General features: G+C 62.2%; 16 protein-coding genes and 1 pseudogene. 5 read left to right on the forward strand and 12 right to left on the reverse strand.

The features are described from left to right. The first annotated feature begins 19 nt into the window (after nucleotides 1-19). On the forward strand, nucleotides 20-1,468 hold the full coding sequence (locus tag B9Z51_RS16275; protein WP_108376223.1) for an amidase: 1,449 nt from the start codon (nucleotides 20-22) through the stop codon (nucleotides 1,466-1,468). 526 nt (nucleotides 1,469-1,994) lie between these two features. Here B9Z51_RS16275 and B9Z51_RS16280 read toward each other — a convergent pair. The 4 genes and pseudogenes from B9Z51_RS16280 to B9Z51_RS16290 form a co-directional block, all read right to left on the reverse strand. Next, a complete protein-coding gene (locus tag B9Z51_RS16280) occupies nucleotides 1,995-3,314 on the reverse strand; it encodes an acetylornithine deacetylase/succinyl-diaminopimelate desuccinylase family protein (RefSeq protein WP_108376224.1) in 1,320 nt (439 codons plus the stop codon). A gap of 347 nt (nucleotides 3,315-3,661) precedes the next feature. Next, nucleotides 3,662-4,069: a rhodanese-like domain-containing protein gene (locus B9Z51_RS18925; protein ID WP_233255024.1), complete on the reverse strand. Its 408-nt coding sequence runs from the start codon at nucleotides 4,067-4,069 to the stop codon at nucleotides 3,662-3,664. 204 nt (nucleotides 4,070-4,273) lie between these two features. Next, nucleotides 4,274-4,786: pseudogene (locus B9Z51_RS18930) on the reverse strand (MBL fold metallo-hydrolase); the annotation flags it as partial. 13 nt (nucleotides 4,787-4,799) lie between these two features. Continuing rightward, nucleotides 4,800-5,045, reverse strand: coding sequence for a metal-sensitive transcriptional regulator (locus B9Z51_RS16290; protein ID WP_108376356.1), 246 nt, complete (start codon nucleotides 5,043-5,045; stop codon nucleotides 4,800-4,802). Nucleotides 5,046-5,365: 320 nt separating this feature from the next. Here B9Z51_RS16290 and icmF point away from each other — a divergent pair, with 320 nt between their 5' ends. Further along, nucleotides 5,366-8,656, forward strand: coding sequence for a fused isobutyryl-CoA mutase/GTPase IcmF (gene icmF, locus B9Z51_RS16295; protein ID WP_108376226.1), 3,291 nt, complete (start codon nucleotides 5,366-5,368; stop codon nucleotides 8,654-8,656). Between the two features lie 159 nt (nucleotides 8,657-8,815). Here the strand turns inward: icmF and B9Z51_RS16300 are convergent, their stop codons facing one another. Together B9Z51_RS16300 and B9Z51_RS16305 are read right to left on the reverse strand one after the other, a co-directional pair. Continuing rightward, nucleotides 8,816-9,820: a M48 family metallopeptidase gene (locus B9Z51_RS16300; RefSeq protein ID WP_108376227.1), complete on the reverse strand. Its 1,005-nt coding sequence runs from the start codon at nucleotides 9,818-9,820 to the stop codon at nucleotides 8,816-8,818. Continuing rightward, a complete protein-coding gene (locus B9Z51_RS16305; protein WP_108376228.1) occupies nucleotides 9,817-10,833 on the reverse strand; it encodes a YjgN family protein in 1,017 nt (338 codons plus the stop codon). The genes B9Z51_RS16300 and B9Z51_RS16305 overlap by 4 nt, the downstream gene beginning before the upstream one ends. 92 nt (nucleotides 10,834-10,925) lie before the next feature. On the opposite strand from B9Z51_RS16305, the gene B9Z51_RS16310 reads away from it, so the two are divergent. From B9Z51_RS16310 to B9Z51_RS16320, 3 genes are all read left to right on the forward strand, one after another. After that, nucleotides 10,926-12,419, forward strand: a complete 1,494-nt coding sequence (locus tag B9Z51_RS16310) for an AMP nucleosidase (protein ID WP_108376229.1) — start codon at nucleotides 10,926-10,928, stop codon at nucleotides 12,417-12,419. A 202-nt stretch (nucleotides 12,420-12,621) separates the two neighbouring features. Continuing rightward, entirely contained in the window at nucleotides 12,622-13,572 is a 951-nt protein-coding gene (gene gshB / locus B9Z51_RS16315) for a glutathione synthase (RefSeq protein WP_108376230.1), read from the forward strand. 84 nt (nucleotides 13,573-13,656) lie between these two features. After that, nucleotides 13,657-15,021, forward strand: coding sequence for a carbohydrate porin (locus B9Z51_RS16320; RefSeq protein WP_108376231.1), 1,365 nt, complete (start codon nucleotides 13,657-13,659; stop codon nucleotides 15,019-15,021). Between the two features lie 10 nt (nucleotides 15,022-15,031). Here the strand turns inward: B9Z51_RS16320 and B9Z51_RS16325 are convergent, their stop codons facing one another. The 6 genes from B9Z51_RS16325 to B9Z51_RS16350 all read right to left on the reverse strand — a co-directional run bounded on the left by B9Z51_RS16325 (nucleotide 15,032) and on the right by B9Z51_RS16350 (nucleotide 23,341). Continuing rightward, on the reverse strand, nucleotides 15,032-15,799 hold the full coding sequence (locus B9Z51_RS16325) for a class II glutamine amidotransferase (protein ID WP_108376232.1): 768 nt from the start codon (nucleotides 15,797-15,799) through the stop codon (nucleotides 15,032-15,034). A 4-nt stretch (nucleotides 15,800-15,803) separates the two neighbouring features. Next, nucleotides 15,804-17,291 carry an MFS transporter gene (locus B9Z51_RS16330; RefSeq protein ID WP_108376233.1) on the reverse strand — a complete coding sequence of 496 codons (1,488 nt, stop codon included), beginning with the start codon at nucleotides 17,289-17,291 and terminating at the stop codon, nucleotides 15,804-15,806. Further along, nucleotides 17,288-17,503, reverse strand: a complete 216-nt coding sequence (locus B9Z51_RS16335) for a cysteine-rich CWC family protein (protein ID WP_108376234.1) — start codon at nucleotides 17,501-17,503, stop codon at nucleotides 17,288-17,290. The genes B9Z51_RS16330 and B9Z51_RS16335 overlap by 4 nt, the downstream gene beginning before the upstream one ends. Nucleotides 17,504-18,324: 821 nt before the next feature. Next, nucleotides 18,325-19,128: a crotonase/enoyl-CoA hydratase family protein gene (locus B9Z51_RS16340; RefSeq protein WP_108376235.1), complete on the reverse strand. Its 804-nt coding sequence runs from the start codon at nucleotides 19,126-19,128 to the stop codon at nucleotides 18,325-18,327. A gap of 10 nt (nucleotides 19,129-19,138) precedes the next feature. Continuing rightward, on the reverse strand, nucleotides 19,139-20,782 hold the full coding sequence (locus B9Z51_RS16345) for an isovaleryl-CoA dehydrogenase (protein ID WP_108376236.1): 1,644 nt from the start codon (nucleotides 20,780-20,782) through the stop codon (nucleotides 19,139-19,141). 327 nt (nucleotides 20,783-21,109) lie between these two features. Then, complete coding sequence (locus B9Z51_RS16350; protein ID WP_108376237.1) at nucleotides 21,110-23,341, reverse strand: malate synthase G; 2,232 nt, start codon at nucleotides 23,339-23,341, stop codon at nucleotides 21,110-21,112. Nucleotides 23,342-23,343 lie beyond the last annotated feature (2 nt).

Consider the following 23,343-nt stretch of genomic DNA (forward strand, 5'->3'; position numbering starts at 1 on the left):
GAACACTATAAATCCAAACATGCAGAACGCTTATCCGGACATTACCCAATCCAGTGCACTCGATTTGTCTCGTGCGATACACACCAAGCAAGTGTCATGCCGCGAAGTCATGCAGGCGACACTGGCGCAAATTGACCGCCTCAACCCACTCAGCAATGCCATCGTCAGCCGCGTGGACAGCGACGCCCTGCTGGCGCAGGCCGACGAACGTGATGCGCAACTGGCTCGGGGCCACTCCCTGGGTTGGATGCATGGCCTGCCCCAGGCCATCAAGGATCTGGCCAATGTGAAAGGCCTGCGCACCAGTCTGGGATGCCCCTTGATGAAAGACTTTGTGGCCAGCGAAGACGGCTTGATGGCCTCTCGCATGAAAGCCGCAGGCGCCATCGTCGTTGGCAAAACCAACACCCCCGAATTCGGCCTGGGCTCACACACCTTCAACGAGGTGTTTGGTGCCACGCGCAATGCCTGGGACCCCAGCAAATCCGCGGGCGGCAGCAGCGGTGGGGCGGCCGTGGCCTTGGCCCAGCGCATGCTCTGCGTCGCCGATGGCTCAGACTTTATGGGCAGCTTGCGCAACCCCGCCGGCTGGAACCATGTGTTTGGCATGCGCCCCTCTCAAGGGCGCGTGCCCATGTGGCCCGCGCAAGACGTGTTCATTGCGCAACTGGGCACCGAAGGCCCCATGGCCCGGCATGTGCGCGACCTGGCCATGCTGCTGTCGGTGCAAGCCGGTCCGCATGCCGCCAGCCCCTTGAGCCTGAGCCAGGACGCTGCCGTGTTTGCGGGCAGCCTGGACAGCGATCCCACAGGCACGCGCATCGGTTGGCTCGGCAACCTCCAAGGCTATTTGCCCATGGAAGACGGCATTCTGGACGTTTGCCAGTCGGCGCTGGGCAGTCTGTCGGACATGGGCTGTCAGGTGGATGAGGCCGTGCTGGGCATGCCGCCCGAGCAGGTCTGGCAAGCCTGGCTGGTCTGGCGGCAAGCCCTGGTCGGGCCGCGTGTGGCGCCGTTTTTGGTGAACGCTGCCAACCGCGAAAAAATCAAACCCGAAGCCCTGTGGGAACACGACCAATCGCTCACCCTCACTGGCGCTCAGCTGATGTCGGCCAGCGCCACACGCACACGCTTTTTTCAGTGCATGTTGCAGTTGTTTGAGCGTTTTGATGTGCTGGCCATCCCGGTGGCGCAAACCTGGCCGTTTGATGTGAACCTGCGCTGGCCGCAAAGCGTCGCAGGCCGGACCATGGACACCTACCACCGCTGGATGGAAGTCGTGATTTACGCCACCTTTGCGGGCCTGCCCGCGATCAGCGTGCCCGCCGGATTTGGCCCCGGTGGCCTGCCCATGGGCCTGTCACTGATTGGCAAACCGCAAGGCGATCTGGACTTGCTGAAACTGTCCCACGCCTACGAAATGGGCAACCAGACCATGATCGCCCAAAAGCCTCCCGGCATTTTGTAGGTCAGCGGCTTCAGCCCCGACATGGCGCCTGTGCCAAACCCACCAACGTCGGACCTGAAGGTACCGACCTGCGAGGGCGGTATTTGTAGGTCGGCGGCTTCAGCCCCGACATGGCGCCTGCGCCAAAACCACCAATGTCGGACCTGAAGGTGCCGACCTACGAAGGCGGTATTTGTAGGTCGGCGGCTTCAGCCCCGACATGGCGCCTGCGCCAAAACCACCAACGTCGGAAATGAAGATTCCGACCTGCGAGGGCGGTATTTGTAGGTCGGCGGCTTCAGCCCCGACATGGCGCCTGTGCCAAACCCACCAACGTCGGACCTGAAGGTACCGACCTGCGAGGGCGGTATTTGTAGGTCGGCGGCTTCAGCCCCGACATGGCGCCTGCGCCAAAACCACCAACGTCGGACCTGAAGGTACCGACCTGCGAGGGCGGTATTTGCAGGTCGGTGGCTTCAGCCCCGACATGGCGCCTGCGCCAAAGCCAATACTGCCTGCGCTGAACCGCGCATTGAGGCGCAGCCCCTCAGACCATGCTGCGTGACCAGCCGGTCAGGTCCAGCGAGGCCACGGCCATGATCTTGGCCGAATCGACCAACTCCGGAATGCCCACATATTCATCGGGTTGGTGCGCCAAATCGAGGATGCCCGGGCCATAGGCGATGCAGTCTTGCAGCTTGCCTGTGCGCACGATGTGCTTTTGATCGTAGGTGCCGGGGCTGGCGATGTAGCTGGGCTCGCGACCCAGCACGCGGGCAATGGCGCGGGCTGTAGCGTCCACCACCGGCGCGTCCCTGGGCGTGGCGGTGGGCACAAAACTCATGATGTCGCGGATGCCGTAGTCAAAGCCCGGCCGGGTGCGCTTGAGTTCGTCGAGCATGTCGATGATTTCCTGCTTGACGGCTTCGAGGTTTTCTTCGGCAATGAAACGCCGGTCCAGCACGGTGCGGCAGCTGTGCGCCACCACCGGCGCGGGCGTTTGCGCCGTGGGCCAGCCGCGCTCGTCGTTGGCGTAATGCTGCTCGACCTGGCCGCCGTGGATGCTGTTGATGTTGAGCGTGCTCACGCGTGCGCCCGGCGGCTCCACCGGCTCGGCGGTGCGGCGGCCTTGCAGGCGTGGCTGCAGTTGCGTTTCCAGCAAATGGATGAAGGCGCTCATGTGGTTGATGGCGCTGTCGCCCAAAAACGGCATGGAGCCATGCGCGATGCGGCCATGCGTCTCGACCTCGCCCCACCACACGCCCCGGTGCCCCAAACAGATGCGGTCCACCCCCAAAGGCTCGGGAATGATCACATGGTGCACACGCGGCTTGCTGAAGTAACCGCGCTCGGCCAGGTAGCCCACCCCGGCAAAGCCGCCTGATTCTTCGTCCACCGTGCCGCTGATTTCCAAAGCGCCCGGGATCGGCAGGCCCGATTCGATCAGGGCTTCGCAGGCGATGATGCTGGACGCCAGCCCCCCCTTCATGTCGCAGGTGCCCCGGCCATACACACGGCCGTTGGCAACCTGCCCGCCAAAGGGCTCGTAGGTCCAGCCCGACCCCGCTTCGACCACGTCGATGTGGCTGTTGAAGTGCACGCACTCGCCAGGGGCCACGCCCTGCCAGCGGGCCACCACATTGGTGCGCGGGTGGCTGTCGCTGTCACCCGGCGCGCCGATGGCGCGCACATACTCCACCGCAAAGCCCTTTTTGGCCAACCGTTCACCGATGAAATGGGCGCAGGCCTCGTACGCATCGCCCGGTGGGTTGACGGTGGGAATGCGCACCAGGTCCTGAGTGAGGGCAGTGACTTCGTCGCGCTTGGCGTCGATGCGGGCAAGGAGGTGTTCAACGGCGGAGTGCATCAGGGCAGTTTATCGCCCGCCGCCTGCCTGCATCAGTCACACAGGGCTCAGGTTTTGGCCATCTGACTTGGCCGAGCCGACATGGCCGCAATTGATCAGGTCCTGTGAAGTTTTCAATGCTCAAGGCTGTTGTAGGTCAGCTGCAACAGTGCCGACCCGCAGACTGTAATGGAGCCAGCAATGTCGGGGCTAAAGCCGCCGACCTACAAATACTTGCCCCCGTAGGTCGGTAACTTCAGCTCCGACATTTGTCCGCTTCGGCTCAGGCCCATGTCGGGGCTGAAGCCACCGACCTACGGGGGACCTGGCGCAACCAATTCAGATTTCGGCGCGCCGGATCAACCGGTTCAGGCCTGGCGCCAGGGCAGGCCGTGAAAGCGCCAGCCGCCGGTTGTGCCGCGATGGGCATGGCTGTCCGGGTCGCCCTCAAAGCCCTCGAGGATGTTGTAGGCCTGCAGGCCCAGCTCACTGGCGCGCTGGGCCGCTGCTATCGATCGCACCCCACTGCGGCAAAGCAGCACCAATTTTTTGCCCCCCGCGCCCAGGGTCTGAATGCTCGCATCGAACTCCGGGTTCATCGCCATGCCCGGCCACTGCTTCCAGGCCAGGGCCTGGGCTTCGGGCACAAAGCCGACCCAGGCGCGTTCGGCATCGGTGCGCACATCGACCAGCGCCGCTTCGCCCGATTGCACCCAGGCCCAGGCCAGTTGCGGACTCACATCACCGGCATAACCCTGCACAGGGCGCACCGACATCAGGGCGTCGCCGCCTGCATCATGGCGCAGGCCCGAAGTCAGATTGGCAGGCACGGCTTCGTCCATGCGCTTCGGTCTGGGTAAATTCAAGTTGTTCATGGTCTCGACAAATTGCGTCAATGTTTTGCCCGCCACCCGGGCGTTGTGCAGCATCTCATGCCCGATGCTGGAATGGGTGCGGCCCTGGTAGTCGTGGCCCGGCCAAACCACTGTCTGTGCAGGCAGCTTGAACAAGATATTCGTCAAACTGTTGTACATCGCCTCGGGGCTGCCCGACTGGAAATCGGTGCGGCCGCAGCCATTGATCAGCAAGGTGTCACCCGTGAACACCTGCGAGGTCTGCCCTGATACCCCATAAAAGCTCATGCTGCCCGCCGTGTGCCCGGGCGTCAGCAGGGCCTTGAGGCTTTGCGCACCAAACGTGAGCACCTGCCCGTCTTCAAGCTGCACCGTCGCTGTACCGATGTGACAACCTGCTGGCGCCGCCGTTTGGGCGCCGGTCAATTCCGCCAGTCGACCGGCGCTGGTGACGTGGTCCGCATGCGCATGGGTCTCGACCGCCCAACGCAGCGTCAGCCCCTGCTCACGCAGCACGGCCAAGTCACGCGCCAACTGCTCATCGACCGGGTCAATGATCAAGGCCTCACGGGACGCCTCGTCGAACAACACATAGGTGTAGGTGCAGGAGGCGGGGTCAAACAGCTGGATGGGGTTCATGGCATCACCACTTTCAAGCGAACTTGGTCAACATCTCGGCCACATGCTGGGGCGACTGGTCGCCCTGCTCGATCATGCAGCCCACCATGGCAAAAAAGGACTTGTCCAGCGCCTTGCGCGAGGCGGCCATTTGCTGGGCCACTTTTTCGCAGTCGGCATCCGACTCGATCAGGCGCTGCAAACCGCGCAGCTGACCCTCAATGCGAGCCAGTCGGGCGCACAAGGCTTTTTTCTTCTCAGGGTCAACGATTCGGCTCATGGCAATCTCCGGCGCCACCAAGCATTACGGGTGGCAGTATGTAGATGTTCAGGCAATCATAACTTTTTGCGCCCAACTGGCGATTCGCAGGGGCTGGTGGTCTGCGGGCGATCGCTTGCAGGGCAAAGCGCCTTCAAAATGCCCAGCCTGCCGTTGACGGGGCAATCTCATCCCAAACCGCCAATCACCACTGGACTTTGCCCGCATAAACCCTGAACGTCAGTGACAGGCAAGCCATCAGCGGATAAGATGCGGGTTTTAGTTGACGTTTACGTTAACGTCAATCATTCCGCCCTTGCTCACGCCCCCGGAGACACCCCATGACCGACCTGTCCGCTGAATTCAAGGCCCTGGCCGAATACCGCCCTACCAACAAAGTGCGTTTTGTCACCGCCGCCTCTTTGTTTGACGGCCACGACGCGGCCATCAACATCATGCGCCGCATCTTGCAAAGCATGGGCGCCGAAGTCATCCACCTGGGCCACAACCGCTCGGTGGACGAGGTGGTCACCGCAGCCTTGCAAGAAGATGCGCAGGGCATCGCCATCAGCTCGTATCAGGGCGGGCACAACGAATACTTCAGCTACATGGTGGAACTGCTCAAAGCCCGGGGTGGCGAGCACATCCAGGTGTTCGGCGGCGGCGGTGGCGTGATCGTGCCATCCGAAATCCGCACCCTGGCCGAGCACGGCGTGCGGATTTTCAGCCCCGAAGATGGTCAAAAAATGGGCCTGGCCGGGATGATCGGCGAGATGGTCATGCGCTGCGATAAAGACGTGAGCCCCCTGGCCCCCAAAGATGTGGCCGCGATTCAGGGCCACGGCGAGATGAACTGGCGCGCTCTGGCCCAGCTGATCACGGCGCTGGAAAACGACAAGGCCGATGCGGGCGTTGTCAAAGCAGTGCGCGAACAAGCGACGCAAAAGAAAGTGCCCGTGCTGGGCATCACCGGCACCGGCGGTGCGGGCAAGTCGAGTCTGACCGACGAACTGATCCGCCGCCTGCGCCTGGACCAGGACGACGCGCTGCGTGTGGCCGTCATTTCCATCGACCCTTCGCGCCGCAAGAGCGGTGGTGCCTTGCTGGGCGACCGCATCCGCATGAACGCCATCAGCCCTTGGTCGCAAGGCCCGCGCGTGTTCATGCGCTCACTGGCCACGCGTGACTTCGGCAGTGAAATCAGCGCTGCCCTGCCCGACGTGGTGGCGGCCTGCAAGGTGGCGGGCTTTGATGTGATCGTGGTCGAAACCTCAGGCATTGGCCAAGGCGATGCCGCCATCGTGCCGCATGTGGATGTGCCCATGTATGTGATGACGCCCGAGTTCGGCGCGGCCAGCCAGCTCGAAAAAATCGACATGCTGGACTTTGCCGAATTTGTGGCCATCAACAAATTTGACCGCAAGGGCGCGAGCGACGCCCTGCGCGATGTGGCCAAGCAGGTGCAGCGCAACAAGGAAGCCTGGACCGTGCCGACCGAGCAGATGCCGGTGTTTGGCACCATGGCCGCCCGCTTCAATGACGACGGCGTGACCGCGTTGTACCAAGCGCTCAAGGTGCGTTTGGGCGAGCTGGGCATGAAGACCACCGAGGGCCGTTTGCCCGTGGTCAACGTGCGCCACAGCACCCACCAGAACCCAGTGGTGCCCTCTGCACGCACCCGCTACCTGGCCGAGATCAGCGACACCGTGCGCGGCTACAAAAAGCGCGCCATCGCGCAGGCCCGTCTGGCCCGCGAAATCCAGCAACTGCGCGCTGCGGCCCGCATGCTCGAAGAAGGCAAGCCCGGCCGCGCCAAAGCGGCAGAAGCCGCCATCGACTTGGCCGTGGCCCGGGAAGAAATCCAAGACCCCACGGCCAAGAAACTGCTGGCCCAGTGGCCCGACATGCAAAAAGCCTATGCGGGCGACGAGTACGTGGTGAAGATCCGCGACAAAGAGATTCGCACCGCGTTGACCACCAAATCGCTGTCAGGCACCACCATCCGCAAGGTGGCGCTGCCCCAATACGAAGACGACGGCGAAGTGCTCAAGTGGCTGATGCTGGACAACGTGCCCGGCAGCTACCCCTACACCGCAGGCACCTTCGCCTTCAAGCGCGAGGGCGAAGACCCGACCCGCATGTTCGCCGGTGAAGGCGACCCCTTCCGCACCAACCGCCGCTTCAAGCTGGTGTCAGAGGGTCTGCCTGCCAAGCGCCTGTCCACCGCGTTCGACTCGGTCACGCTGTACGGCAACGACCCCGACCTGCGTCCGGACATCTACGGCAAGATCGGCAACTCGGGTGTGAACGTGGCCACGCTGGACGACATGAAGGTGTTGTATTCGGGTTTTGACCTGTGCAACCCCACCACCTCGGTGTCGATGACGATCAACGGCCCCGCGCCATCCATCTTGGCCATGTTCATGAACACGGCCATCGACCAGAACATCGACAAGTTCAAGGCCGACAACGGCCGCGAGCCCACCGAGACAGAAACCGCCAAGATCAAGGAATGGGTGCTGGCCAATGTGCGCGGCACGGTGCAGGCCGACATCCTGAAAGAAGACCAGGGCCAAAACACCTGCATCTTCTCGACTGAGTTCAGCCTCAAGGTGATGGGCGACATCGCGCAGTACTTTGTGCACCACGACGTGCGCAACTTCTACTCGGTGTCCATCAGCGGCTACCACATCGCTGAAGCCGGGGCCAACCCGATCAGCCAGCTGGCCTTCACGCTGTCCAACGGCTTCACTTTTGTGGAAGCCTACCTGGCGCGCGGCATGCACATTGACGACTTCGCGCCCAACCTGAGCTTCTTCTTCAGCAACGGCATGGACCCAGAATACACGGTGCTCGGCCGCGTGGCACGCCGCATCTGGGCTGTGGCCATGAAAGAGAAGTACGGCGCGAACGAGCGCAGCCAAAAACTGAAGTACCACATCCAGACCTCGGGCCGTTCGCTGCACGCCCAAGAGATCCAGTTCAACGACATCCGCACCACGCTGCAGGCGTTGATCGCGATCTATGACAACTGCAACAGCCTGCACACCAACGCGTTTGACGAAGCCATCACCACGCCCACCGAAGACTCGGTGCGCCGCGCCATGGCGATCCAGCTCATCATCAACCGCGAGTGGGGCCTGGCCAAGAACGAGAACCCGAACCAGGGCGCCTTCATCATCGACGAGCTGACCGAGCTGGTCGAAGAAATGGTGCTGGCCGAGTTCGAGAAGATCGCCGAACGCGGCGGCGTGCTGGGCGCCATGGAAACCGGCTACCAGCGCGGCAAGATCCAAGACGAGTCGATGCACTACGAGATGCTCAAGCACACCGGCGAGCTGCCCATCATCGGCGTCAACACCTTCCGCAACCCCAAGGGCGACGAAGTCATGGAAACGCTGGAACTGGCCCGCTCGACCGAAGAAGAAAAGCAGAGCCAGCTCAAGCGCCTGAACGACTTCCACGCGCTGCACGCGAAAGAGTCCCCCGCCATGCTCAAGCGCCTGCAACAAGCCGTGATCGACAACGGCAACGTGTTCGAAGTGCTGATGGATGCGGTGCGCGTCTGCTCGCTGGGTCAAATCACCAATGCGCTGTTTGAGGTGGGTGGGCAGTACCGCCGCAACATGTAAGCGCACTTTGCAAACAAACACGGGGCCTTCGGGCCCCGTGTTTGTTTGGGGGTGAGCGCATCCAACAACACATTCTGATCAGCACAACGTCGGGGTCTTCGACCACCGACCTACAAAACAGCCTTGCAGTTCGGCACTCGCAAAGTCCGACATTTGCCTTCAACAGCTCGATGCTTGACTGAATTGGCGGATGCGCTCGGCTGTGCCGGGGTGGCTGTCGAACAAGCCTGTCTCTGTGGGGCGCTTGTCCAAGCGTTGCAAGATGTCGGCAAAGCGCTGTGGTGACACGCAAGCTGTTCGCAGCCAATGCAATGCGAAGTCATCGGCCTCGCGCTCCATGCCTCTGGAATAACCCGTTTGCAGCAACAGCGCGGGCAATCCGGCAGCAACATCGGACACGTTGCCCAGATCACCGGTGATGGCCACCAGGATCACGCCCGCGCCCAGCGACTGCAAGGCCATGCGCAAGCCATGCCTTGCATGCACATGCCCCAGCTCATGCGACAACACGGCCACAATTTCTTCGTCGTGGCGGGCCAGCAATACCAGCTCATCGGTCACCACCACCGCCCCTCCGGGCAGCGCCATGGCATTGGCACCGATGCGCTGGCCTTGTCGAAACAGGAGCTGATAGGGGGGGCAGCTTGCACGTTTGCACAACGCATCCAGCTGCTGGGCCAGCGCGTGCTGCCGCGTCTCAGGAAGCTGTGAGGGCGCCAGCCACATGCCCTCCAGCACCTTCAAGGTTTGGTCCCCAACGATCTGCGCCATCTGTTCGGGCAACATCCCGGCCACCACCTGGGCAGCGGCAGGCACGCCCCAGCGCAGACCTGAAAAGACCAGTGCACCGGCCATCAGCAAAGCGCCCAAGGCGTACAGCATCCGCCCCTCCAGCACCTGCGCCCAACGCTCCAGCCCAACGCCCGCGGCATGGGGCCAATGAGCGCCCAATGCACGGTCATGCACAAGGAACATGCCGCCATCGTTCAGGTGAATGATCGCGTGGGTCTGCCCGACAGCCGGGTCCCAACGCAACTGCGTCAGCGGCGCCGAGCCCGACACCGTATCCGACACCCAGTTGAGCACGCCTTCGCGAATGGACAACTGCACCGAATGACCGCGTGCGCTGAGGCCATCAAAATAATCGGCCTCAAAACTGTTCACAGCAAGCCTGCGCTGACATCAAAGGCATCGGCCAGCTCGGACCCCGCAGCACCGGGGGCCTGCACACGTTCGCCCGTAAAAATATCCAGAGGCTGCGAAGACTGGATGCTCAACTGCTGCGCACGGTAACGTGCGAGACGAACACGCGCCCAAGGGTAAAACAAGCCCAAAGTCAGAGCCATCAACACCACGTTGGACAAGAAGATCCAAACCAGGCTGCGGGCACGCAAACGGCTCTCAAACCCCACCTCGCCAAAGCTGCTGTGGTTGAAATAAAGATTTCCCAAACGCGCCATGACGTAGCCACCGACCGCCAGCATGGCGGCATAAAACAGAAACACGGCGCCACCCATCATCGAGGCGGCCAGCAAGGGACTTGACCGCGCAACGAAAAACCCCAGAACGCCCAAAACCACAGGGATCAGCAACAAGGAGAATGCGATCAGGTACACCTTCCAGAACTGCTTGACGCCGCCCTGGAAACGCCCCTGCGTGTCACCATAATGGGTGTGATCCACCACAAAGCGCACTTGCCGATAGCTCAAATACGGCAAGATCAGCCCCAAAGTGAAGGGCATCAGCAAAGGCAGCCACACATAAACCACGGCCGCTTCTTTCACGCTGCCCGTGAAGTCAAAACGGATGCCTCGGTAGGCACTCATGCGGGCATGAAAACGCAGGCCAGCCACCACCAACCAAGGTGAAGCCACAAACAAAGCCACCATCAGCACCACCGCCAAGATGGGCAAAAAATGGCTGGACAAGGCATAAACCACCATCACCGCCAAAGCGATCAATCGCCCCTTGAGCAACTGCTGTGGCGTGGCCAGGTAAGTGAAAGACTGACCATCCAGCACGGTGTGCCCATAAAACCAACGCTGAGTGCGGACCTTGGCCCAGGCCGAATAAATCCCCAAAGTCAAAATACTCAACAAGATGTTGACAATCCAGATTTTGAAATATTCGCTGCCTCGCCCGGTAAAACTCAATGGATACGATTTGTTCTCTGACATGAAATCTCCTCACAAGCAAGTTATAAACGATGAAGACGGATTATCGCCGTCAAAAATGAGCTCTTAAATATTCAAATTAAACGACTCACACCATGCGCACGCCCACATTCATTGCCCCAGAAGTTTTTGACAACGCCGATGCGGCACTGATACGGGTGCAGGCCATTTACACGCAGAGCGTGAACCACCTGCGGCAAGCCATGCAACGCTACATTGCCGGTGATCCCATGCAGGACAAAATTCGGGCCTGTTACCCCTATGTGCGCATTCAGACCCCCACAGACTGGACGCCCCCCGCCAGCACAGAGACCGAATGGCTGAGCTACGGTTTCGTGGCCGCGGCGGGACGCTACGAAACTTCGCTCACTCGGCCTGATCTGTTTGCCTATTACCTGCGCCAGCAGTTTCATCTGCTGCTGCTCAACCACGGCGTCAGTCTGGAAGTAGGCACCAGCACGCAGCCGATCCCGATTCATTTTTCGTTTGCAGAAAACGAACACATGGAAGGCGAGATGAGCACCGAACGCCGTGCACGCATGCGCGACCTGTTTGACCTGCCGGACCTCACGGCCATGGACGACGGTATCGCCAACGGCACCTACCGCCCCGCGCCCGGCCAACCCGAACCCCTGTCGCTGTTCACCGCTGCACGCATCGACTATTCGTTGCACCGGCTGCGCCACTATTGCGGCACCAGTCCAACACATTTTCAGAATTACGTGTTGTTCACCAACTACCAGTTCTACATCGACGAATTCATTGCGCTTGGCCGCGCAGAAATGACCAAACCGGACAGCCCTTACACCGCATTTGTGGAACCCGGCAACGTGATCACGCGCCGCATGGGTCTGCCCGCTGAAATCGACGACGCGCTGGGTCAAACGCCACCGCGTTTGCCACAAATGCCCGGCTACCACCTGGTGCGCGAAGACCACAGCGGCATCACCATGGTCAACATCGGCGTGGGTCCGGCCAATGCCAAGACCATCACCGACCACATTGCGGTGTTGCGACCACACACCTGGCTGATGCTGGGCCATTGCGCCGGATTGCGCACCACCCAGCAGCTGGGCGACTACGTGCTGGCCCATGCCTATGTGCGCGAAGACCACGTGCTCGACGAAGATCTGCCGCTGTGGGTGCCGATCCCTGCCCTGGCCGAGATTCAGGTGGCGCTCGAACGGGCCGTGTCCGAAGTCACTGGTTGCCATGGCGCAGAACTCAAGCGCCTCATGCGCACCGGCACGGTGGCCAGCACCGACAACCGCAACTGGGAACTGCTGCCCGACAACACGCCCCAACGCCGCTTCAGCCAGAGCCGCGCCGTGGCGCTCGACATGGAAAGCGCCACGATTGCGGCCAACGGTTTTCGCTTTCGGGTGCCCTACGGCACGCTGCTGTGCGTGAGCGACAAGCCGCTGCACGGCGAGATCAAGCTGCCAGGCATGGCCAACCACTTCTATCGCGAGCGGGTCAACCAGCACCTGCAGATCGGTATCCGTGCGCTCGAATTGCTGCGCGCCGCCGGCCCGGCCCAGTTGCACAGCCGCAAGCTGCGCAGCTTTGCCGAGGTGGCTTTTCAGTAAGCCTGACTCACAGGTGAGCAGCTTGCAAACGCACATGTCGGACTCTGCCTGTGCCGACCTGCGGGAAACCACAGGCCCGAGTTTGTAGGTCGGCACTCGCAGAGTCCGACATTTGCACGTTTCAACAGCACGGCAGGCGCAAGCGTTTTGCCTTGACCCAACAACGTCGAGGTCTTCGACCTGCGACCTACAATCCACGGTTATGAAATTTCTCTTCGTTGCCGATCCGCTGGAATCTTTCAAGATTTACAAAGACACCACCTTCGCCATGATGCGCGAGGCGCAAAAACGCGGCCATCAGGTCGTGGCCTGCGAGATGACCGATGTGCGCTGGCAGCAGGGCGAAGCCGTGACGGCCCGGGTACGCGAGATCCATCTGACGGGGCACGCCACCGACTGGTTCACCGAAACCGCCAGCCACCGCGCAGCCCTGAGAGACTTTGACGCTGTGGTCATGCGCAAAGACCCGCCCTTTGACAGCGAGTATTTCTACGCCACCCACTTGCTGGGCCAGGCCGAGCGCGAAGGCGCCAAGGTGTTCAACAGCCCCGCTGCACTGCGCGACCACCCCGAAAAACTCGCCATCATGGAGTTTCCCCAGTTCATCGCACCCACGCTGGTGACCCGCAGCGAAGCGGACATCCGCGAGTTCCACGCCAAGCACGGCGACATTATCTTGAAGCCCCTGGACGGCATGGGCGGCATGGGCATTTTCAAAGTGGGCGCTGACGGCCTGAACCTGGGCGCCATCATCGAAACGCTCAACCAGGACGGCGCCCAGACCGTGATGGTGCAAAAGTACCTGCCCGGCATCGCCCAGGGCGACAAACGTGTGCTGCTGATTGGCGGCAAGCCGGTGCCTTTTTGCCTGGCCCGCATTCCCCAAGGCGGTGAGGTGCGCGGCAACTTGGCCGCCGGTGGCAAGGGCGTGGCGCAACCGATTTCGGCGCGTGACCGCGAAATTGCTGAAGCCTTGGGGCCAATCCTGTTTGCACGCGGCCTGATGCTGGTGGGCCTGGACATCATTGGCGACAGCTTGACCGAGATCAACGTGACCAGCCCCACCTGCTTTCAGGAAATCACCGACCAGATGGGCTGCGATGTGGCGGCGCTGTTCATCGACGCGCTGGAAACGGCTTGCGCAGCGCGGTAAACGCCCGCACACCGTCTTGGTGTGTCACGGTTTCTTCACCGGCGTGACATAAGATCGGCGGCTCTTGCCGATACAGAGCCCCTCATGTCCCAAGTCCACAGCCTGAATCCCGCCTTTTCTTCCGCATTTTCCTGCCTGCTGTGGCTGGGTGTGACTGCGGCCTGGGCGCAGGACGCTGGCGCGAACAAGGCAGAAGAGTTCAGCCAGGCCCGCTACCAGAGCACCTACAACACCCAACAACACCCGGCCTTTGCCGCAGCAGGTTCCGCGCTCAACAGCATGGGGCCAGCCGCCGACAAAATGTTCACCTTCTCGCTGACCGGTCACTGGGGCAAACGACTCGAATCGGGTGCCGAGGTGTACATGAATGCCGAACTGGCCTCGGGTGACCCCTTTGCCCGCAACCTGGTGGGCTTGGGCAGCTTCACCAACGGCGAAATCACGCGTGCGGGCGGCACCACGCCCAAGCCGTATCTGCAGCGCCTGTTCTGGCGCCAGACCTGGGACCAGGGCGGTGAAAAAGAATGGCTGGCCTCCGACTTCAACCAGATGGCGCGCTGGGTGGACAAGAACCGCTTTGTGCTGACTGCAGGCAATTTCTCGACGCTGGACGTGTTTGACGACAACGCCTACGCCAAGGACCCGCGCACCCAGTTCATGAACTGGAGCCATTGGACTTACAGCAGCTTCGACTACGCGGCCGATGCCCGTGGCTTTGGCTGGGGCGTGGCCGCCGAGTGGTACCGGGGTGACTGGGTCTACCGACTCGGCCGCATGAGCGGGCCCAAACGCCCCAACGAACTGCCGGTGGACTGGGACCTGCTGCACCACTACGGGGACCAGTTCGAAGTCGAACACGCCCACCGCCTTAATGACCAGCCCGGCAAAGTACGCGTGCTGGCCTGGCGCAACCGCGCCGTCACGGCCAGCTTCAATGAGGCCACGCAATACCTGCGCAGCCACCCCGGCGCCGACCCGCAAACCTTTTTTCAGGTGCGCAACGGCGAAAAGATCAAATACGGCCTGGGCTTGAACCTGGAGCAAGCGCTGAGTGACGATGTCGGCGTGTTCCTGCGCACCATGAAGGCCGACGGCCGCACCGAAACCTACGCCTTCACCGAGGTCGATGCATCGCTGTCAGCAGGCACCTTGATCAAAGGCCGTCTGTGGGGACGCGCCGCTGACACGGTGGGCCTGGCATTCATGGACAACCGCTTGTCGCCTGAACGCCGCGCCCTCCTGGAAGCGGGGGGCATCTCTTACTTCATTGGCGATGGTGCGGGCAACTTCCGCTACCGCCCGGAACGCGGCGTTGAGCTGTTCTACAACCTGGGCATCAGCAAACAGCTGTGGCTCACAGCCGACTACCAGCGCATCCAGAACCCGGCCTACAACGCCCTGCGCGGCCCGGTGAACGTCTACGCCCTGCGCCTGCACGCCGAGTTTTGAGCAGCTTCGCTCAAACGGCCAGACGCGTACCGTCCACAAACACGGCCAGCTCGCCGGACGCCAAGGGCACCCAGTTCTCGTCCAGCGTGAGCGGTGCGGTCACCACCACCGCCACGCGATCAGTTTCCCGGGTGTGCTCGGCAAAATTCACGCTCAGGTCTTCGTCGCTCAGCGTGGCTTGGTTGAATGGGTGCTGGCGCAGCACGTAATGCAAGTGGGTACTGGCATGCGCCCACAAGGCTTCGCCGTTAGACAGCAAAAAATTGAAGGTCCCGTGCCGGGCAATCTGGGGCACCAGTTCACGCAGGGTGCGGGTCAACTCCTGCACGCTGGGCACCCCGGCATGCGATTTGGCCAGCTCTTGCATGAGCCAGCAAAACGCCCGTTCGCTGTCGGTCTGCCCCACCGGCCTGAAGTTGCCATGCAGCTTGGGCGCAAAGTCCACCAAGTTGCCGTTGTGTGCAAACACCCAATAGCGGCCCCACAACTCGCGCACAAAAGGGTGGCAGTTTTCCAGGCTCACCACGCCTTGCGTGGCCTTGCGGATGTGGGCGATGACGTTTTGACTCTTGATGGGGTAACGGCGCACCAGCTCGGCCACCGGTGAGGTGCTGGCGCTTTGGTGGTCCACCATGTGGCGCACGCCCTTGCCCTCAAAAAAAGCGATGCCCCAGCCATCGGCGTGGTGGTCCGTGGCCCCACCCCGCTGCGCGAAACCGCTGAAGCTGAAAGTCACATCGGTGGGGGTGTTGGCATTCATGCCGAGCAGTTGGCACATAGCGTCAGTCTTTCGTATGCACGGCAGGCGTTCCGGCCATGCGCCAGGCCGCCAACAGGGCCAGAGCCGTGATGGCCGCCAGCCCCAAAAAGGTTTCATTGAAAGCGCGCAAGCTGGCCGCAGGATGCCCCGCCCCCAGCAAAGACACGCCCGCAGCGCTCAGGCGCCACTCCAGCACAATGGCGCACACGCTCACCCCGGCCGCACCGCCCAGCATGCGCACAAAGCCGATCACGCTTGACGCTTGCGGAATGAGCGCCTTGGGCATGCCACGCATGGAGCCCAGATTGAGCGACGGCAGGATAAAGCCCAGCCCGATGCGCCCCAAAATCACCCAGGCCCAAAGCAAGGCCAGGCCCGACGCCGGGTGCACCGTGGGCATGAGCGCAAACGACGAGGCCAAAAGCGCCAGGCCCAGGCTGACCAGCACAGCGGGCCGGTAACGGTCAGACAGACGGCCCACCACCGCAATGGTGACCGCCAGCAAAATGCCCGAGGGCAGCAAGGCCGCACCGATGTAAGACGGTGACAGGCCCAGGCCCATCTGCATGTACACCGGCAGCAAATAGGTAGAGCCAAACAGCGCAATGCCGTAGGTGAACGCCACCAAAGCGCCCATGGCAAAGCTGCGGTGCGAGAAGACCTGCAGGTTCATGAGGGGCCTGCGTTTGCCATGCCGCCGGGCTTTGAGCAAATGCCGCTGCCACGCCACAAACAGGCCCATGCCGCTGGCCGCCAGCGCCAGCAAAATCACTGCCACCGTGTCGTCGTCACCGCGCAACTGCACCAGCCCGTTGAGCAGCATCAGGGTCGAGGCACTGGCCAGTGCCAGGCCAATCCAGTCCAAGCCATCGCCCTCGGCATTGGCCGCCACGCCGCCCGGGGCCGTGGTCGGCACAAACCGGCGCGACAGCCACAAAGCCACCAAGGCCAGGGGCACCACCATGAAAAAGATGGACCTCCAGCCAAACACATCGACCAGCACACCGCCAATGCTCGGGCCAATGGCCGGTGCAAGCACCACGCCCATGCCAAACAGGCCACTGGCGCGGCCCTGCTCATTCGAGTCAAACGCCCGCAAGATGATGATGGCCGGGATCGGCTGCACCACACCGGCCGCCAGGCCCTCGGCCACCCGCGCCGCCATGACCAGCGTGAAATCGCCAGCAAAACCGCCCACCACGCCACCGCCCAGCAGCAGCCACATGCAGACCTCATACACCCTGCGGTAGCCAAAGCGGGCCAGCAACCAGGGCGTGGTCAACATCGACACCGTCATGGCCACCATGAAACCCGAGGTGACCCACTGCACCCGGCTTTGGCCCAGTGTGAAGTGGTGGCTCATGTCGGGAATGGCCACGTTCATGATGGTGGACGACATCACGGCGGCCATGGAGCCGAGCATCAGCGTGTACAGCAAAAACCAGCGGTGACGCACCCCATAGCGCGCACGCAAGCCTTGCAGGCTGTGGGGGTCGTGGGCAGCGGTCATGTACGTTGTGCGGCTTGTTGTGCGCAAGCCTGGCAAATGCAGGCCTTGCCCCGTGCAGCATCGGGCAACTTGTTCAGCAATTCAGTGCTGAAGTGCACACGCGTGCACCAGCAAGGCTCTGAAACTTGCGCGGGTGAAGCCGCCATGGCGCAGGCGTTGACTTGTCCGCACAGAGGGCACAGGCAAGGGTCAACAGGGGTGGAGGCGTTCATGGCAAAACAAAGTCGGTCAAGCCCCGAGTTTAGAGCCTCAGCAGTCAAACATCGGACTCTGCGAGTGCCGACCTACAAAACGCAGCGCCGTCGCAGGTCGGTGGTCGAAGACCCCGACATCGGGTTGATGGACCTGTGGCGCTTGGTTTTGCCGTTGCAGGTCAACGGGCACATGTCGGACTCTTCGAGTACCGACCTACAAAACGCAGCGCCGTCGCAGGTCGGTGGTCGAAGACCCCAACATCGGGTTGATGGACCTGTGGCGCTTGGTTTTGCCGTTGCAGGTCAACGGGCACATGTCGGACTCTTCGAGTACCGACCTACAAAACGCAGCGCCATTGTAGGTCGGTGGTCGAAGACCCCGACATCGGGTTGATGGACCTGTGGCGCTTGGTTTTGCCGTTGCAGGTCAACGGGCACCTGTCGGGCTCTTCGAGTACCGACCTACAAAACGCAGCGCCGTCGTAGGTCGGTGGTCGAAGACCCCGACATCGGGTTGATGGACCTGTGTCGCTTGGACATCGGGTTGATTGATCTGTGTCGCTTGGTTTTGCCGTTGCAGGTCAACGGGCACCTGTCGGGCTCTTCGAGTGCCGACCTACAAAACGCAGCGCCATCGTAGGTCGGTGGTCGAAGACCCCGACATCGGGTTGATGGACCTGTGTCGCTTGGACATCGGGTTGATGGACTTGTGTCGCTTGGTTTTGCCGTTGCAGGTCAACGGGCACATATCGGGCTCTTCGAGTGCCGACCTACAAAACGCAGCGCCATCGTAGGTCGGTGGTCGAAGACCCCGACATGGGTCTGACCATGGCCACGCTTTACGATTCAGGGCCTGCCCCGTCCAGCCGCTGACCGCTTCGCCCGACACCCGACTCGAACAGCCGGGCACCGCGAGACGCCTCGCCGCTGGCCAGGGTTTGCAGGCCCAACGCAAATTCTTTGGCGAGCGCTTCATCCTGGCCCCTACCGAATTGCTCATATGCCGACCGGCGGTCGTTGCGCAGGCAGGTCTGGGGCAATGCCGCCAGTTGCTGAGCCAGTTCCACAGCCGCCCGCAAGGCCTGACCGTCATCCACCACGCGGTTGGCCAGGCCCATGGCCAGTGCTTCATCGGCCCCCACGGCGCGACCAGTGAGGATCAGGTCCAGTGCACGCGACAAGCCGATCAGCCGTGGCAGACGCACTGTGCCGCCATCGATCAGGGGCACGCCAAAGCGACGGCAAAACACGCCCAGCACAGCCGAGCGCTCGACCACGCGCAGATCGCACCACAGCGCCAACTCCAGCCCACCAGCCACCGCGTGGCCGCTGATGGCCGCGATCACCGGCTTGGACAGCAGCATGCGCGACGGGCCCATCGGCCCGTCGCCTAAAGGCTCCAGACGGTTGCGCCGGGCCTCGTCGTGCAACGCTTTGAGGTCGGCCCCGGCGCAAAATGTGCCGTGCTCGCCCTGCAAGACGGCCACGGCGGCATCCGGGTCGGCCTCAAAGTCGCGAAAGGCATCGGCCAGTTGCTGCGCCGTCACGCGGTCAACCGCATTGCGCGCCTGGGCACGGTGAATCGTGACGACAGTAACCGGTCCTTGCCGGGTGACCTGAACTTCGGTGGAGGTGATGGGCATGTGTGTTGCCTCAGCCCGGGTAAGCGCGTTGCAAGATGGCATCCACCGGCAGCAAACGGGTGTCGATGCTGCCCACCACGCGGCCCCATTGCGGATCGAGACGCGTCTGGATGAAGGCGTCGGCCACCGCAGTGGGCGCATGTCGGAGCAACAAGCTGGCCTGGGCCAGCAGCACCAAGCGCTCGGCAAAACGGCGCCCCAGGGCTTCGAGCTGGTCGGGGGGCTCGCGCAGCATGGCCTGCAGGCTTTGCTGCGCCTCACGCAAGCGCACGTCATCGCCCAAGCCCTGCCCCAGGTCTTGCAGCAGGGCGTGGGCCAGATCGGGCTCCTTGCCGATGGCCCGCATCACGTCCAGGCACATCACGTTGCCCGAGCCTTCCCAGATCGAGTTGACGGGGGCCTCGCGGAACAGGCGACCCATGACGCCCTCGTCCACATAGCCGTTGCCGCCAAAAATCTCCATGGTCTCGCCGGTCAGTTCGACCGCACGCTTGCAGATCCAGAACTTGGCAGCAGGCGTCATCACGCGCTTCCAGGCTTTTTCGACGGGGCTGTCATCGCGCTCGTAAGCCTGCGCCAGCCGCATCATCAAGACCATATTGGCTTCGTTTTCCAGCGCCAGGTCGGTCAGCACGGCGCGCATCAGCGGCTGGTCGATGAGCAAGCGGCCAAAGGCCTTGCGCTGACGGGCATAGGCCAGGCCTTGCACCAGCCCCTGGCGCACCATGGCCGCGCTGCCCACCACGCAGTTCAGGCGGGTGTAGGTGGCCATCTCGATGATGGTGGGGATGCCACGCCCGGGCTCGCCCATCAGAATGCCGTGGGCGTCCTTGAACTCGACTTCGCTGCTGGAATTGCTGCGGTTGCCCACTTTGGCTTTGAGCCGCTGGATTTCAATCGGGTTCTTGCTGCCATCGGGGCGCCAGCGCGGCACAAAAAAGCAGCTGGGGCCACCGTCAGCCGTGCGCGCAACCACCAAATGGGCGTCGCACATGGGGGCTGAGAAAAACCACTTGTGCCCGCGCAATGTGAACTCGCGTTCGCCCTGCCCTGTGGGTGTGGCCGTCGTGGTGTTGGCACGCACATCCGAGCCGCCTTGTTTTTCGGTCATGCCCATGCCGACCCACATGGACTTTTTGTCGGCCAGCGGCACATCGCGCTCGTCGTAATCGGGGCTGAGCAGCTGGTCCTTCATGGCCGCCCACAGGTCGGGCTCACGTTGAATCAGCGGAATGGCCGCCTGCGTCATGGTGGCGGGGCACAGCGTGCCCGCCTCCACCTGCCCATGCAGGTAAAAGCCTGCAGCCCAGGCCGACCAACGCCCCGGGCGCTCATCGGCAAACGGCATGGCGATCAGGCCTTGCCCCCGGTAGAGGGCCATCAGCTGGTGCCAGCTGGGATGAAACTGCACTTGGTCCATCCGGCGGCCCCGGGCGTCGAAATTTTTGAGCTCGGGCGTATAGCGGTTGGCCTGATCGGCCAACGCGTAGGTCTCGGCCTGGCCCAAGGTGGCGCCATAGCTGCCGAGTTGCGGCACAAAACCATCAGCCCCGGCCCGGGCCAGCGCTTCACGCAAAGGCGTGTCGGTGGCCAGCAGGTTGTAGTTTTGCAGTTCGTCGAACTGGTTCGTGATCTCGTGGGTCTGCCAGGTCATGGGTCGTCTCCTTCTTGCGCTTGAGCGCTTGTCTTCCCAAGCTGCCAGTCTAGGGGAAATGCCAGCCCAAGGAGCCCCCGTGCCTAACGAAAACGTCGGACTCTTCGAGCGCCGACCTACGAAGACCCTGGTTAATGGTCGAAGGTGTCGGCAAATGACCCGCTCTCGCGCCAATACTCAAAAACATTGGCAGCGGGCTCCGTTTAGGTCGGTGGTCGAAGACCCCGACAAACATGTGCCGTCCTGATCATTTGACCAGCACTATGCAAAACGGCTCCCGCAGGAGCCGTTTTCACAGGTGCCGGTCACAGTCCGGCATCACACGTTTCAGGCCGCTTTGACCTTCAGACGCCAAGCGTGCAGCAGCGGCTCGGTGTAACCGCTGGGTTGCTCTTTGCCTTTAAAGACCAGATCGCAGGCGGCTTGGTAGGCGGCCGACTTGGCGAAGTTACCGGACATTTTTTTGTACTCAGGGTCACCCGCGTTCTGGCCGTCCACCACAGCGGCCATGCGCTCCATGGTTTCCTTGATTTGCGCCTCGGTCACGACACCGTGGTGCAACCAGTTGGCCATATGCTGGCTGCTGATGCGCAGCGTGGCGCGGTCTTCCATCAGGCCCACGCCGTTGATGTCGGGCACCTTGGAGCAACCCACGCCCTGGTCCACCCAGCGCACCACGTAACCCAAAATGCCTTGGGCGTTGTTGTCGAGTTCCTTTTGCTTGTCTTCGGCAGACCAGTTGGCGGCGTCCTTGGCCACCACGGGGAACTGCAGCAAGGCGTTGAGGGTGTCTTCGCGCAGTTGTTTCGGGTCTTGCTTGGCCACGGCTTTTTCCATTTGCTTTTGCAGCGCAGGCACGTCCACTTGGTGGTAGTGCATGGCGTGCAGCGTAGCGGCAGTCGGGCTGGGCACCCAGGCGGTGTTGGCACCGGCCAGGGGGTGACCGATCTTGGCTTTCAGCATGTCGGCCATCAGGTCGGGCATGGCCCACATGCCTTTGCCAATCTGGGCACGGCCGCGCAGGCCGCAGGCCAGGCCCACGTTGACGTTGTTCTTCTCATACGCACCCAACCAGGTGCTGTTCTTGATGTCGCCCTTGCGCATGACAGGGCCGGCCAACATGCAGGTGTGCATTTCGTCGCCCGTGCGGTCCAGGAAGCCAGTGTTGATGAAGGCCACGCGGCTTTTGGCGGCGGCGATACAGGCTTTCAAGTTGGCGCTGGTGCGGCGCTCTTCGTCCATGATGCCCAGCTTGACGGTGGAAGGTTTCATGCCGATGACTTTTTCCACGCGGCCAAACAGCTCGTCGGCAAAGGCCACTTCGGCGGGGCCGTGCATCTTGGGCTTGACGATGTAGACGCTGCCGGTGCGGCTGTTGCGCAGGGGGTGCGAAGACTTTTTCTGCAAATCCACCAGGGCGCAGGTCACGGTGACCATGGCGTCCAGAATGCCTTCAGGAATCTCTTTGGTGCTGCCGTCAGCGGCTTTGTAGAGGATGGCGGGGTTGGTCATCAGGTGGCCGACGTTGCGCACAAACATGAGCGAGCGGCCATGCAATTTCACGGTCCCTTTACCTGCGGGCTTGGTGTACTCGCGGTCACCGTTCATGGTGCGGGTGAAGGTTTTGCCGCCCTTTTGCACTTCTTCGCTCAGAGTGCCTTGCAAGATGCCCAGCCAGTTGGCATAGGCCAGCACTTTGTCGTCGGCGTCCACAGCGGCCACGGAATCTTCCAGGTCGAGGATGGTGGACAACGCGCTTTCAGCGATCAGATCGGACACGCCAGCCGGGTCGGTCTTGCCGATGGGGGTGGACTTGTTGATTTGCAAATCGAGGTGGATGCCGTTGTGCACAAACAGCACGGATGCCGGCGCTTTGGCATCGCCGGTGTAGCCCACGAATTGCTTGGCATCGGCCAAGGTGGAGTTTTTGCCGTTGGCCAGAGTCACGACCAGCTTGCCGGCTTTGACGATGTAGCCCTTGCTGCCGACGTGCGACCCGGTTTTCAGGGGGGCTGTGCGGTCGAGCACGTTGCGGCAGTAATCGATGACTTTGGCGCCGCGCTTGGGGTTGTAGCCTGTGCCTTTTTCGCAGCCGTCGGCTTCACTGATCGCATCGGTGCCGTAGAGCGCGTCATACAAACTGCCCCAACGGGCGTTGGCCGCGTTCAGGGCGTAGCGGGCGTTCAAGATCGGCACCACCAACTGAGGACCCGCCAGCTTGGCCAGTTCAGCGTCCACGTTGGCGGTGGTGGCTTGGGCGTTGCGGGGCTCGGGCACCAGGTAGCCGATTTGGCTCAGGTATTTGCGGTAGGCCTTCATGGCCTTACCTTCACCGACCGGGCCGGGGTTGGCCGTGTGCCACTCGTCCATGGCGGTCTGGATGCGGTCACGCTCGGCCAGCAAGGCGATGTTTTTCGGGGCCAGGTCGGCCACGATGTCGTTGAAGCCTTTCCAGAACACGTCTTTGTCCACGCCGGTGGCGGGCAGCATCTGGTCGTTGATGAAACTCAGCAGGGGGTTGGCCACTTGCAGGTTGTGGATCGCGGTGCGTTCGGTCATGA

The organism is Limnohabitans sp. T6-5 (assembly GCF_003063315.1).
GTDB lineage: Bacteria > Pseudomonadota > Gammaproteobacteria > Burkholderiales > Burkholderiaceae_C > Limnohabitans_A.